At 63.6% G+C, this 12,852-nt stretch carries 12 protein-coding genes; 11 read left to right on the forward strand and 1 reads right to left on the reverse strand.

Going from position 1 to position 12,852, the window contains the following annotated elements; genetic code table 11:
• A partial coding sequence (locus tag VMR39_RS06995; RefSeq protein WP_325415271.1) for a transposase occupies positions 1-157 on the reverse strand: 157 nt, incomplete at its 3' end.
• Between the two features lie 151 nt (positions 158-308).
• Between VMR39_RS06995 and VMR39_RS07000 the strand changes: the two genes are divergently transcribed.
• From VMR39_RS07000 to VMR39_RS07050, 11 genes are all read left to right on the forward strand, one after another.
• Positions 309-1,565, forward strand: a complete 1,257-nt coding sequence (locus VMR39_RS07000; protein ID WP_021690814.1) for an IS701 family transposase — start codon at positions 309-311, stop codon at positions 1,563-1,565.
• Positions 1,562-1,828: a hypothetical protein gene (locus VMR39_RS07005; protein WP_021246213.1), complete on the forward strand. Its 267-nt coding sequence runs from the start codon at positions 1,562-1,564 to the stop codon at positions 1,826-1,828. Before VMR39_RS07000 ends, VMR39_RS07005 begins: the two co-directional genes overlap by 4 nt.
• 115 nt (positions 1,829-1,943) lie before the next feature.
• On the forward strand, positions 1,944-2,777 hold the full coding sequence (locus VMR39_RS07010; RefSeq protein ID WP_013846845.1) for a universal stress protein: 834 nt from the start codon (positions 1,944-1,946) through the stop codon (positions 2,775-2,777).
• Between the two features lie 36 nt (positions 2,778-2,813).
• Positions 2,814-3,851: a zinc-dependent alcohol dehydrogenase family protein gene (locus VMR39_RS07015; RefSeq protein ID WP_021246214.1), complete on the forward strand. Its 1,038-nt coding sequence runs from the start codon at positions 2,814-2,816 to the stop codon at positions 3,849-3,851.
• A 50-nt stretch (positions 3,852-3,901) separates the two neighbouring features.
• Positions 3,902-5,419, forward strand: a complete 1,518-nt coding sequence (locus VMR39_RS07020) for a thymidine phosphorylase family protein (RefSeq protein ID WP_031291850.1) — start codon at positions 3,902-3,904, stop codon at positions 5,417-5,419.
• Entirely contained in the window at positions 5,416-6,333 is a 918-nt protein-coding gene (locus tag VMR39_RS07025) for a ribose-phosphate diphosphokinase (protein WP_021246216.1), read from the forward strand. Before VMR39_RS07020 ends, VMR39_RS07025 begins: the two co-directional genes overlap by 4 nt.
• A 557-nt stretch (positions 6,334-6,890) precedes the next feature.
• Positions 6,891-7,205, forward strand: a complete 315-nt coding sequence (locus VMR39_RS30430; protein WP_374411714.1) for a universal stress protein — start codon at positions 6,891-6,893, stop codon at positions 7,203-7,205.
• A gap of 120 nt (positions 7,206-7,325) precedes the next feature.
• On the forward strand, positions 7,326-10,031 hold the full coding sequence (locus VMR39_RS07035; protein WP_325415269.1) for an HAD-IC family P-type ATPase: 2,706 nt from the start codon (positions 7,326-7,328) through the stop codon (positions 10,029-10,031).
• On the forward strand, positions 10,028-10,939 hold the full coding sequence (locus VMR39_RS07040) for a universal stress protein (protein WP_021246219.1): 912 nt from the start codon (positions 10,028-10,030) through the stop codon (positions 10,937-10,939). The genes VMR39_RS07035 and VMR39_RS07040 overlap by 4 nt, the downstream gene beginning before the upstream one ends.
• The gene (locus VMR39_RS07045) at positions 10,936-11,904 is read left to right on the forward strand and encodes a calcium/sodium antiporter (RefSeq protein WP_021246220.1); all 969 of its coding nucleotides are present in this window, start codon (positions 10,936-10,938) and stop codon (positions 11,902-11,904) included. Before VMR39_RS07040 ends, VMR39_RS07045 begins: the two co-directional genes overlap by 4 nt.
• Before the next feature lie 249 nt (positions 11,905-12,153).
• A partial coding sequence (locus tag VMR39_RS07050) for a 1-phosphofructokinase family hexose kinase (RefSeq protein ID WP_325415270.1) occupies positions 12,154-12,852 on the forward strand: 699 nt, incomplete at its 3' end.

The following is a 12,852-nucleotide window of genomic DNA, read 5'->3' on the forward strand; positions in this document are numbered from 1 at the left end:
CCCTGGGAGCATCCCGCCAACGCAGGCCGTTCCGATTGACGAAGATGATCCCGCTCAGGACCCGCCTGTCATCCACACGAGGTTTGCCGTGGCTCTTGGGAAAATACGGCGAAAGTCGCGCCATCTGCTCGTCGGTCAGCCAGTACAGGTCACTCACGCTCAGTCTCCTTGCGGAGCCTGAATCACAGACCACTCAGCCAATCAATGGGTCCTGAGCCTAACACTACTTTGGCAGAAATGTGATTTTCGGGATTCCCAAAGGGCAGAATCCCTGATTCATGGGGAGCCAGCTTTTATGGGGGCTGGCGATGAACGGGGATTGGCGGAGCGAACTGGACGCATGGCTTGCGCCGTTTGTCGTGGCTTTGCGGAACAAGACGCGCGGTCGGATGTGCCCTGCCTACATAGCAGGTCTGATTGGACCTGGTGACCGCAAGAGCGTGCAGCCGATGGCGGCGCGGGATGGCGATGTCAGCTACGACAAGCTGCACCACTTCATCGGCAGCGGCGTCTGGGATGAAGCACCACTGGAGATGGCGCTGCTTGCCGAAGCCGACCGGCAGGTGGGTGCCAATGACGCCTGGCTGATCATCGACGACACGGCCTTGCCTAAGAAGGGACGGCATTCGGTTGGCGTGGCGCCGCAATATGCTTCGGCCCTCGGCAAAAACGCCAACTGCCAGACGCTGGTGTCGCTGACTCTGGCTTCGGGCGAGGTGCCAGTCATGGTGGGCTTGCGCCTGTTCCTGCCGGAAAGTTGGACGAGCGATATGGCTCGCCTGGAACGTGCCGGAGTTCCCGAGGACTTCCGGCACTACCGGACCAAGCCGGAGATTGCGCTGGCCGAGATCGACAGGGTTCACGCAGCCGGCGTCCGCTTCGGCTGCGTGCTTGCCGACGCAGGATACGGCCTTTCCGCGCCGTTCCGGCAGGGCCTGAGCAAGCGTGGCCTCACCTGGGCAGTTGGCATACCCTTCAAGCAGAAGGTCTACCCCGCCGACGTCGCGATGGTCTTTCCGGTCGCTGGCCGGGGCCGCCCTCGCAAGAACGCGATACCCAACATCACGTCCGTATCGGCGCAGGCGATGTTGGAGACTGTGCCATGGCGCAAGGTCAGCTGGCGGCGTGGAACCAAAGGTCAACTCTCGGCCCGTTTCGCCGCGGTCCGCGTCAAGGTTGCTGACGGTCCGCCGCAGCGCATTCATGACATGGGCGCCCAGCACCTGCCGGGCGAGGAAGTGTGGCTCATTGGCGAGCATCGCTCAACCGGCGAGCGCAAATACTACCTCACCAACCTCCCAGTCGATACTCCGATCAAGCAGCTTGCCGGCGCCATCAAGGCCCGCTGGATCTGCGAACAGGCGCATCAGCAACTCAAGGAAGAACTCGGGCTCGATCACTTCGAGGGCCGATCATGGAAGGGCCTGCACCGGCACGCGCTGATGTCCATGATCGCCTTCGCCTTCCTCCAGTCACTACGCCTCAAGCAAGCCAAAGGGGGGAAAAAGAATCGCCGGGCCGCCACCGAAGCCGAGCTTGCCGGCGATCCGGCAAGCCATCATTGACCGCCTCTCCAAGCCGCCCGATCGGCCATGTCCGCACTGCGGACGTAGTCCTTTGGAAACTCCTCGGCAAAATCTGCCAAAGTAGTGCTAATCTGACCCGCGAAGACGGCACAAGCTTTTTCGAGATCGCGCAGAAAGCCAACGTCAAATCCGTGACGACGGTCTTTCCGCTGGCTCAAGCCAATGTCGCGCTTGAGCGGTTGCGCAGTGGCGCCGTTGTTGGAGCGGCCGTCCTGGTGCCATCGAACTACGCGAAGGCTTGAGTATGCACTCGCCGCGAAGCGCCCTCTTCACGGCCCCAGGGGCGAGTGCGCGTCACGCGGTGCCTCTGTAAAGTTACGGAGTGCGGTCATCAATGGCCGGGGCCATGATGCGATCATGAGCAGCATTTCACAGATCAAACATGTGCTCGTCGTCGTGGACGGTGCAGAGCATTCCCTGACCGCCGTTGATCAGGCGCTTGCCTATGCCGGTATGCATGAAGCGGCGCTTACGATCGTCGTCGTGACCGAAAATCTCGCATTCGCCGCGGCGGCCGATGCCATGGCTTTCGCGCAGGCCATCACGGTATCCGAGGACCAGCGCGACGAACATCTGGCGGCCGTTCGCGAACGAACCAGGAATACCGCGATCGAAGTAGAGGTTCACTCGGTGTTCGAGGCCAGCGGGCTGATACCCGGTCTCGTGAAGGCTGAAGGCCAGTACGCGGATATCGCGCTGATTCCGGGTGTCGGGCGCTGGCAAAGGGATGGCTTGAGGCGCCGTATCTCCGAGGCGCTTCTGTTTACGGGCGTGCCGACGGTCATTTTGCCGGCCTCCTGGAATCCTGGTCCCATCGATCACGCCGTATTGGGCTGGAACGCATCACTTGAATCGTTCCGCGCCGCGAGGGCGCTTCTCAATCTGGCCGAACCCGATGCCCGTATCGACGTTGCGATTGTCGATGATCCGGGTGTCGAATCCGGGGAGCACCGGGGCGGTGTCCAGATCGCCCGCCTTTTCGCGCGACATGGCCATAGCGGCGGCGTTTGTCCGATCAGCTCATCCGGTAAGGATACGTCGGCTGTCCTTCAGAATTACGCAGTGGAGCAGAAAGCCGATGTGCTCGTGATCGGTGGCTATGGGCGTTCGCGCGCACTCGAGTTCGTGCTTGGCGGCGTGACGCGGGAACTGATCGATCATCAGCGCCTGCCGATCGTTTTCGTACACTGACTGGCGAACCCGTCTAACGGTTGAACGGAGGAGATCATGAAAGCTCTCGTTTATCATGGCCCCGGCGAGAAGAGTCTCGAGGATCGCCCGAGGCCGGCCTTGCAGGCACCCGGCGATGCGATCGTGCGGATCACGAAGACCACCATTTGCGGCACCGACCTGCACATCCTGAAGGGGGATGTGCCGACGTGCGAGCCGGGCAGGATCCTCGGACATGAGGGTGTCGGGATCGTGGAGGAGGTCGGAACCGCGGTTGGAGCCTTCAAGCCCGGAGATCATGTCCTGATCTCCTGCATCACCTCTTGTGCCCGGTGTGAATATTGCCGGCGCGGCATGTATTCGCATTGCGTCGAGGGCGGCTGGATATTGGGCAACAGGATCGATGGCACGCAAGCCGAATTCGTGCGCATCCCCCATGCCGACAACAGCCTTCACGCGATCCCGCCGGGGGCCGATGAGGATGCCCTCGTCATGCTGAGCGACATTCTTCCGACGGGCTATGAGTGCGGCGTCCTGAACGGGAAGGTTGCACCGGGCAGCAGCGTCGCGATCGTCGGCGCTGGACCGATCGGCCTGGCGACCCTGCTGACTGCGCAATTTTATGCACCGGCCCGGATCATCATGATCGATCTCGACGACAATCGCCTCGCCGTCGCGCGCAAGTTCGGCGCGACGGACACGTTCAACAGCGGACGTGATCCGGTCGTGAGCCTGGTTCGAGAGCTCACCGACGGCAAGGGGGTCGATACGGCTATCGAAGCAGTCGGGATCCCTGCGACATTCGCGTTATGCGAAGAACTGGTCGCGCCCGGCGGGGTAATTGCCAATGTCGGTGTCCACGGCGCCAAGGTCGACCTCCATCTGGAGGAACTCTGGTCGCGCAACATCACCATCACCACCCGGCTCGTCGACACCGTCAGCACGCCGATGCTCCTGAAGACGGTCGAGGCCAAGCGCCTGCGGCCCGAACAGCTCGTCACCCATCGTTTCGCGTTGTCGGACATGTTGGAGGCGTATGAGACGTTCGCGCGCGCAGCCGATACTCATGCCTTGAAGGTGGTGATCGACACGTGATCGGGGTTTCCAGCGATATTCCGGGCGATGCGCAGCAATTCCATCCGAATATAGGGAGTTCCGAACCGGCGGAACCATCGTTCGCGCGCGCGCGCCGGCTGCGCCTTCACACGCATCATGAGCTGGTCGCGATCATGCGGACCGACAGCCCGGTGTGCCATGCCGAGGGCCTTGCCGCGCACACCCAGGTCTATATCCGCAACGGCAGCCAGCCGATCGCGGCCACGCTCTATCAGGTGGAGGGCGACTTCCTGGCCGGCGACGAGATCGGTCTGTCCGAAGCGGCCTGGGTCGCGCTTGGCGTGGAGGAGGGAACCGTTGTCCAGGTCGGTCATGCGCCGCCCCTCGAATCGATCGCCTGCGTCCGCCAGCGCATCTACGGACACAGGCTGAACGGGGCCGCGCTGACCAGCATCGTCGGTGACGTGGTGGCGGGCCGCTATGCCGATGTGCACCTCGCCGCCTTCCTCACGGCTACCGCCACGCTTCCCTTCGACGAGGACGAGACCTACCATCTCACCAGGGCGATGGTCGAGGCCGGCGACCGTTTGCGCTGGCCGAGCGAGATCGTCGTCGACAAGCATTGCGTTGGCGGTCTGCCGGGCAACCGCACGAGCCCGATCGTCGTCGCCATCGCTGCCGCCTGCGGTCTGACCATGCCCAAGACGTCGTCGCGGGCGATCACGTCCCCGGCGGGAACGGCCGATACCATGGAGACGCTCACCCGGGTCGATCTCGACCTTGGCGCCATGCAGCGCGTGGTGGCGGTCGAGGGCGGCTGCCTCGCCTGGGGCGGCGCGGTCTGCCTCAGTCCCGCCGATGACATCTTCATCGGCGTGGAACGCGCGCTCGACATCGATACGGAGGGGCAGCTCATCGCCTCCGTTCTGTCGAAGAAGATAGCGGCGGGCGCGACCCATGTGGTGCTCGACATTCCGATCGGGCCGACCGCCAAGGTGCGCAGCGTCGCGGCGGCCGAACGGCTGGAAGCCACGCTTGGCGCCGTCGCCGCCCGTTTTGGCCTTGTTATCCGCTGTGTCCAGACCGATGGCACCCAGCCCGTCGGCCGGGCGATCGGGCCCGCCCTGGAGGCGCGCGACGTGCTGGCGGTGCTGACAGGCGATGCCGATGCTCCGCCGGACCTTCGGGACCGCGCCTGCACGCTCGCCGGCGTGGTGCTCGAACTCGGGAAGGTCGCGGAAGAAGGCCAGGGACGCGCGCGCGCCGAACGCACATTGGCCGACGGCAGCGCCTGGGACAGGTTCCAAAGGATATGCCAGGCCCAGGGCGGCATGCGCACCCCGCCCACGGCCAGGCTCACCCATCCGATCCTGGCGGCGCATAGCGGCCGCGTCACCCATATCGACAATCGCCGGATAGCGCGCCTTGCGAAGCTGGCGGGCGCGCCCGACTCGCCGGCCGCGGGCATGCTTCTTCATGTTCGCCTGGGCGACGACGTTATCGCTGGCCAGCCTTTGCTGACCCTCCACGCCCAGTCGCAGGGTGAAATGGCTTATGCGCTGACCTACGCCGCCGCCAATGCCGACATGCTTGCGATCGTGCCATGACGGCGATGCTGTTTTCCATGCCCGGGAACGAACGGCTGACCGCATCCATCGCGGAACATACCGGGTGGGCGACAGGCACGCTCGAGGTTCGCCGGTTTCCCGATCAGGAGAGCTATGTCCGGCTCCGCTCCGGGGTGTCGGGATCAGCCGTGGCCGTCATATGCACGCTCGCGCGGCCCGACGACCAGATCATGCGGCTGCTCTTTGCTGCAAGGCTGCTGCGCGAGAGCGGGGCGCGGTCGGTCCATCTCGTGGCGCCTTATCTTGCCTATATGCGACAGGATCGGCGGTTCAAGGATGGCGAAGCGCTGACGTCCCGCCAGTTCGCCCAGCTCCTTTCATCCGAGTTCGATGGGCTCGTGACCGTCGATCCGCATCTCCACCGCTACGCGGATCTGGGGGAGATCTATTCGATGGAGACGGCTTCGCTCGCGGCATCTCCGCTTCTGGCGGACTGGGTCCGGGCCAATGTCGATGCACCGCTCATCATAGGACCCGACAGCGAGAGCGAGCAGTGGGCGGGCGCAATCGCCAGGCTTATCGGAGCGCCCCATGCGGTCTTCGCGAAATCGCGGCGCGGTGATCGGGACGTCCTTATCGCGGCCTCGGACCTGGGGGCATGGAAAGGCCGCACGCCGATCCTCGTCGATGACGTGATCTCGTCGGGACACACCCTTGCCAACGCCGCGCGCGAGATCATCGACCAGGGCTTCCCTCCGCCGATCTGCCTGGCTGTTCACGGCCTCTTCGCGGCTGGTGCCGAGGCTTTGCTCAGGGAAGTCGGCTGCCGCATGGTTACGACCGAAAGTATCTCGCATGCCAGTAACGCGATCACTCTTGGCGCACTGCTTGGCGATGCGCTGGCCCGGCAGATGGAAGGGGGCGCCGGTCGGCTACGTATAACACCCGAATGAATCCCATCACGGCGCTGGGTAGCAGGAATAGCTCAAAGCTGGAGGGACATATGGCTATCAAGGACATTCTCGCCGTCGTCGATACCGGAGACAAGGACGAGCGGTTTTTGCGCGATGCGCTTGCCTTTGCCGAGTTCCACGACGCCAGCCTTGCCATCGTCGTGCTGTCGGCTCTCCCCGCGAGCGACTATGCCCTGACGGTTGCACTGCCTTATGTACTTCTTCCCGATTATACTGAAGCGGTGGAGGCGAAGCAGCAGCGGATCGCGATGCTCGCCCGCTCCACGAACGTAGAGGTGAGGACGATTTCGGACCAGCCGGCGGTGATCTTCGCCAAGACCGCGGTCTATGCCCGTTATGCCGACCTCGTCCTGTTCGGTCCTTCGGACAATTACGACCATCCGCCAATTCGACGTGATACGCTTGAGCGTTGCCTGTTCGCATCTGGGCGTCCCGTTCTGATCCTGCCCACCGGCTATAAACCGGCCGCCATCGATCACTTGGCGATCGGCTGGAATGCGACCCGCGAGGCGACGCACGCGCTGCGCGACGCGACCATGTTCGCGGCGCCTGGGGCAAGGATCGATATACTCATCCTCGATGCGAAGCCGACGGCCCAGGGCCACGGTTCCGAACCGGGAGCCGATGTCGCCCACCATCTCGCCCGGCATGGCTTTACGTCGACCGTAGTTCCCATCCAGGGCGGTGACGTGTCGGATGCGGAGGCGCTGGTCGAAGCGGCTCACCGGCGTGGCGCCGGGATGCTCGCGCTTGGCGCTTATGGCCACTCTCGCCTGCGCGAGATGATCCTGGGCGGCGTCACGCGCGACCTGCTCACTGGCGCGCCGCTGCCGCTGCTGTTTGCGCATTGAAGCCCATTCAATCGGCGGTACGCAAGCGCGGAACCGCGGGCCGGGAATGAAACCGGTCCGCACGGTCTTCGCTCCGCATGCTCAACACGAGATGGTTTAATGTAGTACGAAAGAGATTTGATGTCAGGACCCATGGAAACCTCCGAAGTGCGCTGGCATATGCTGTCAACCAGCGAAGTTGCCACGGCACTCGACGTCGGTTGTGCGGGTCTCTCTTCTCCGGAGGTGGATCGGCAATCGGCCCGCTTTGGGCCGAACGCGCTACCCCGGTCGGCGCGTCGCAATGTGTTCCTTAGGTTCCTCGCGCAATTCCATAACACGTTGATCTATGTGCTTCTTGCCGGGGCATTGGCCGCAGCGCTGCTCGATCACATGATCGACGCGGTGGTCATCGTCGCCGTCGTGATCGTGAATGCGGTGATCGGGCATATCCAGGAAGGAAAGGCTGAACAGGCGCTTGAGGCCATCCAGCAGATGATCGCGCCCAAGGCCAGCGTGGTGCGTGACGGCGTGAGGCAAACGATTCCCGTCCGCGAGATCGTGCCCGGCGATCTCGTGATGATCGAGGCCGGTGATCGCGTTCCCGCCGATCTCAGGCTTCTCCATGCGCGGCGAATGCTTATCGACGAGGCGCTGCTGACGGGCGAATCGGTGGCCGCCGAAAAGCAGGAAGCGGTGCTGCCCGAGCAGACCGATTTGGCGGATCGGCGTAATATGGCCTTTTCGGGCACGATGGTTGCGGCTGGGCACGCAAGCGGGCTCGCTGTTGCCACCGGATCTCGCACGCAGATCGGACGGATCAGTTCGCTTATCCAGTCGGTCGAACAACTGGCAACCCCGCTGCTGAAGCAGATCGACCGTTTTGCCCGGCGCTTCACCTGGTTCGTACTCGCGGGGGGGCTTGCGCTGTTCGCCTTTGCCGTTCTGGCGCGGAATTACGATTGGATCGACGCGCTGATCGCCGTGGTCGCGCTCGCCGTGGGGATCGTGCCGGAAGGGCTGCCGGCGGTCATCACGATTACTCTCGCGATCGGCGTGCGGCGGATGGCGGGGCGCAACGCCGTCATCCGAAAGCTCCCGGCCGTCGAAACGCTCGGCGCGACCTCGGTGATATGCACCGACAAGACCGGCACGCTCACACGCAACGAAATGACGGCCCGCCGCGTCATCACCGAGCGGCATACGATGATCGCGAGCGGATCCGGCTATGTTCCCGATGGTCAAATCCGGATCGTCGGGTCCGGGGACCAGGCAGAGGCTATGGCCGATGCGATGCCACTGATCCGCTGCGGGCTGCTGTGCAACGATGCCGCGCTGCGCAAGGTCGGTGCGGAATGGCGTGTCGAGGGCGATCCGATGGAGGGGGCCCTCTTCGCCCTGGCAATGAAGGCGGCCATCGATCCGGAGCAGGAGCGGGCGGAATGGGAGCGGCTCGACGAGATTCCCTTCGACGCCGCGCATCGCTTCATGGCGACGCTCTACCGGGGTTCCAACGGCACGCGCTTGCTGTTCGTGAAGGGCGCGCCCGAAGCGCCCTTGGCGATGACCGCGCCCGACAATTGTTCCCATTGGGAGAGTTCCATCGCTACCGCCGGAAGCGAGGGCGAGCGCGTTCTCGCCTTCGGCGCGAAGGAAATGCCTGCCGGCAGCGAACGGATCTTGTTCGAAGATCTCTCGACCGGCGTGTGCCTCCTGGGCCTTGTCGGCTTCATCGATCCGCCTCGCGCGGAGGTCAAGGACGCCATCGCCGAATGCCGGTCCGCCGGAATCGGCGTCAAGATGATCACTGGCGATCATGCGGCGACGGCGCTGGCGATCGCCCGGCAACTCGACCTTGCCGACGACCCGCGCGTGCTGACCGGGCTGGAACTGGAAAAGCTTCCGGACACCGAACTGGAGCAAGCGGTCGTGGATGTCTCGGTCTTCGCCCGGACCAGCCCGGAACATAAATTGCGGATCGTCCGTGCGCTGCAGGCTCAGGGAAAGATCGTCGCGATGACGGGGGACGGCGTGAACGACGCGCCGTCCCTCAAGCAGGCCGATGTCGGGGTCGCCATGGGCATCAAGGGCACCGAAGCGTCGGAAGAAGCGGCTTCCATGGTGCTGCTCGACGATAATTTTGCCTCGATCGTCAGCGCCGTTCGCGAAGGCCGAACGGTCTACGACAACATTCGCAAGGTCATTTCCTGGGAAATCCCTACGAACGGCGGTGAAACACTGGCGGTCGTATTGGCGATCCTGCTGGGCTTCGCGCTGCCGATGACGGCGACGCAGATCCTCTGGGTGAACCTCGTCCTCGCCGCCACGCTCGGCCTCGTGCTGGCGTTCGAGCCCACGGAACCCGGTGCGATGTTGCGCCGGCCACGGGAGCGCGGCGCGCCGTTGCTTTCGCCGTTCCTGCTTTGGCGTGTCCTTCTCGTCTCTGTGCTGTTCGCGGCCGTCACTCTCGGAATCTTTTTCCATGTTCTGGCGCAAGGCCGGAGCCTGGAGATGGCGCGCACCATGGTCGTCAACATGTTCATCATCGCGGAGATCTTCTACCTCTTCAACGTCCGCTATCTCCACATGACGTCCCTGACATGGCGCGGCGCGATCGGTACCCCCGCCGTGTTGATCGCGATCGGCGTTCTCGTCATCGGCCAGGCGTTCTTCACCTATGCGCCGTTCATGAACGCAATCTTCCATTCGCGGCCGCTCGGCTTCGCGGACTGGGCGTTGCTGGTGGCGTGCGGCATGCTTCTCATGCTGCTGCTGGAGTTGGAGAAGCATGTGATGCGGCGACTGGGCTGGTTTAGCGAACTTAATAATCAGGAGGACATGCCATGACGCGTGACGGTTTCCCTAAATGCATCGCGCTCGCGACCGACCTCAGCCATCGTTGCGACCGTGCCTTCGATCGCGCCCTGCTGGTAGCCCAGGCATGGCGGGCGGAGCTTATGGTCATCCACGCGCTGAACCCGCCGGAAGACGGGATGCTGTCCGTCCGACTCGGCGATCTGCCGTCCTGGCGTCGGCCTCTCGAAGACCCGGTGCGGGCGGCGCGCCATCGCATCTACCACGACCTTGTTCGCGAGGCGCCGCCAATCGACATTTCGGTCCACGTCGAAACCGGCTCGCCGGCACCGGTCGTCCTCGATATCGCCGGAAAGGGCGAGGCGGGCCTGATCGTCACCGGCGTGGCTCGCGATGGGCCGCTCGCCCGGATGCTGCTCGGCGATACCGTGGACCGGCTGATCCGCAAGGCGCCCGTTCCGATCCTGATCGTACGCGACCGCGCTTTCGAGCCTTACCGCGCCATGGTGGTCGCGACAGATTTCTCCGCGCCCGCCCGGATCGCTCTGGAGACCGCCGTCCGCTTTTTTCCCGATGCGGCTATCTCCCTTTTCCACGCCTACGATGTGCCCTTCGCGGGCTATCTCGGCCGATCGGAAATCGAACGGCAATTCGAGGGTTATGGCGAGGCCGCGGCCGACAAGTTCCTTGCCGAAGCGGGACTGTCTGATGTGGCGGCCCGGAACGTCACGCGCATGATCGAGCACGGGGTTCCCGAAGCGCTGCTTCGCGACCGTGCGGAAAATGCCGCACGTCACCTGACGGTCGTTGGAACCCATGGCGGTGGCCTCGTCTATGAGGCTATGATCGGCAGTACGGCGCGCAAGATCCTTGATGCGGTCCCGGGCGATGTCCTCCTCGTACCCGATCCCGCCAGGCGCAAGGTGAACCCGGCCGGATGACGCTGGCGATCGTTTCCAGCCTCATGGGGCTCGCCGCCCTGATCGCTGGTGCGGAGTGGCTGGTGAGGGGAGGCTCGGCGCTGGCCGCGCGGCTGGGCGTTTCGCCGCTGCTCATCGGCCTTACGATCGTGGCGCTGGGAACGAGCACGCCCGAACTCGCCGTCGGGATCGAGGCGGCGCTCCAGGGAAACGGCTCGCTCGCGGTTGGCAACATCGCCGGCACCAACACAGTCAACATTCTCCTTATCCTCGGCCTCAGCGCGATGCTGCAACCACTTGCCATTCGGATGCAGACGCTGCGTCTGGAACTGCCTGTCATCGTCATCGCGTCGGCCGCGCTACTCGTCTTTGCCTGGGACGGTGTGCTCTCGCGCCTTGAGGGGCTGTTTTTGATCACGATGGGAATGGCCTTCACGCTGACCGTCATTCGCGTCGCCCGGCGGGAAAGCATCACGGTGAAGCTGGAGTTCGCGCGGGAATTCGCGGCGCCGCGCTTTTCCCGCCGCCACGGTTTCTCCGCAATGGCGATGCTGGCCATCGGCCTCGTCGTGATCGTCGTGGGCGCCAACTGGCTGGTGGATGGTGCGGTCGCGCTTGCCCGGTTGTGGAACGTATCGGACGCCTTCATCGGACTGACGATCGTTGCGATCGGTACTTCCGCTCCTGAACTCGTTACGACGATCATTTCGACGATTCGTGGCGAGCGCGACATCGCGATCGGCAATCTGATCGGCAGCAGCGTTTACAATATTCTGGTGATTCTCGGCGCGGCCTGCCTGTTTCCGTCGAACGGGATCGAGGTCAGCGCGCAACTGATCCGGGTCGACATCCCGGTCATGTTGGGGGTCGCGCTGGCCTGCATTCCCGTATTCATCAGCGGACGCCAAATTTCGCGGTTCGAGGGTGGAATGTTTGTGAGTGCCTACTTGCTATATCTTGGCTATTTGATCAATGATCGGATTTAACCGATAAGGAAAGCGCGAGGGCATCTTTTGACAACGCCGCGATTTTCCCGCCTTTCGTCTATTATCCAGTGATTTTGGGTCGCAGGCGGTGGCTGCTGCTGTCAGGTTGCTAACGCGGGTCTTTCGATCCCGGTAGAACTTCGCACCCTTTCGATCGGAGCCTTCGCATTCGTGGACCCGCGATAGCGTAACGATTAGGGAAATCCCGGATAGACCCGAGCCCATCCGGGTCCCTCAATGGCGGCCATGATGAACATCGCGACCCTCACCCTGAACCCGACGATCGACGTCGCCTATGAAGTCGATCATGTCTACCACACCCGTAAAATGCGGACGAAGACAGAATTCTATTCGCCGGGTGGCGGGGGAATCAACGTGGCCCGTGTCTATGTCCGGCTCGGCGGGAACGCGCGGAGCTACTATCTTTCGGGCGGTGCAACCGGCCACGCGCTCGATGGTCTGCTCGACCTGCACCAGCTGGTGCGCAACCGTATCCCGATCAAGGGGCATACCAGGGTGGCCACCGCAGTGCTCGAGCGCGAAAGCGGGAAGGAATATCGCCTCGTTCCGTCCGGACCGATGGTCGAACCTGCAGAATGGCGGCAGTGCCTCAATCAGCTCCAGACGGCACAATGTGACTATCTGGTCGCGAGCGGTTCGCTCTCACCCGGCATTCCGGATGATTTCTATGGCCAGGTCGTCGCGATGATGACGGAACGCAGTATACCGGTCGTGCTCGACAGTTCAGGCGCTGGCCTGCGCGGAGGCCTTGAGCAAGGCGGCGTCTTCCTCGTCAAGCCCAGCATTGGCGAGTTGCGCCAGTTCACCGGTCGGGATCTTCCCGACACGGAGTCGGTGGGACGGGCGGCCATGCAGATCGTCGGGGGCAGTCATGCGCAATATGTGGCGGTGACGATGGGGCACGAGGGCGCTCTCCTTGCCTCGGCC

It is taken from the genome of Sphingobium sp. (assembly GCF_035511395.1).
Lineage (GTDB): Bacteria > Pseudomonadota > Alphaproteobacteria > Sphingomonadales > Sphingomonadaceae > Sphingobium.

Coding starts and splice junctions, on each gene's coding strand:
- VMR39_RS07000 (WP_021690814.1), top strand. CDS start 309: ATGAACGGGGATTGGCGGAGCGAACTGGACGCATGGCTTGCGCCGTTT.
- VMR39_RS07010 (WP_013846845.1), top strand. CDS start 1,944: ATGAGCAGCATTTCACAGATCAAACATGTGCTCGTCGTCGTGGACGGT.
- VMR39_RS07015 (WP_021246214.1), top strand. CDS start 2,814: ATGAAAGCTCTCGTTTATCATGGCCCCGGCGAGAAGAGTCTCGAGGAT.
- VMR39_RS07025 (WP_021246216.1), top strand. CDS start 5,416: ATGACGGCGATGCTGTTTTCCATGCCCGGGAACGAACGGCTGACCGCA.
- VMR39_RS30430 (WP_374411714.1), top strand. CDS start 6,891: ATGTTCGCGGCGCCTGGGGCAAGGATCGATATACTCATCCTCGATGCG.
- VMR39_RS07035 (WP_325415269.1), top strand. CDS start 7,326: ATGTCAGGACCCATGGAAACCTCCGAAGTGCGCTGGCATATGCTGTCA.
- VMR39_RS07040 (WP_021246219.1), top strand. CDS start 10,028: ATGACGCGTGACGGTTTCCCTAAATGCATCGCGCTCGCGACCGACCTC.
- VMR39_RS07045 (WP_021246220.1), top strand. CDS start 10,936: ATGACGCTGGCGATCGTTTCCAGCCTCATGGGGCTCGCCGCCCTGATC.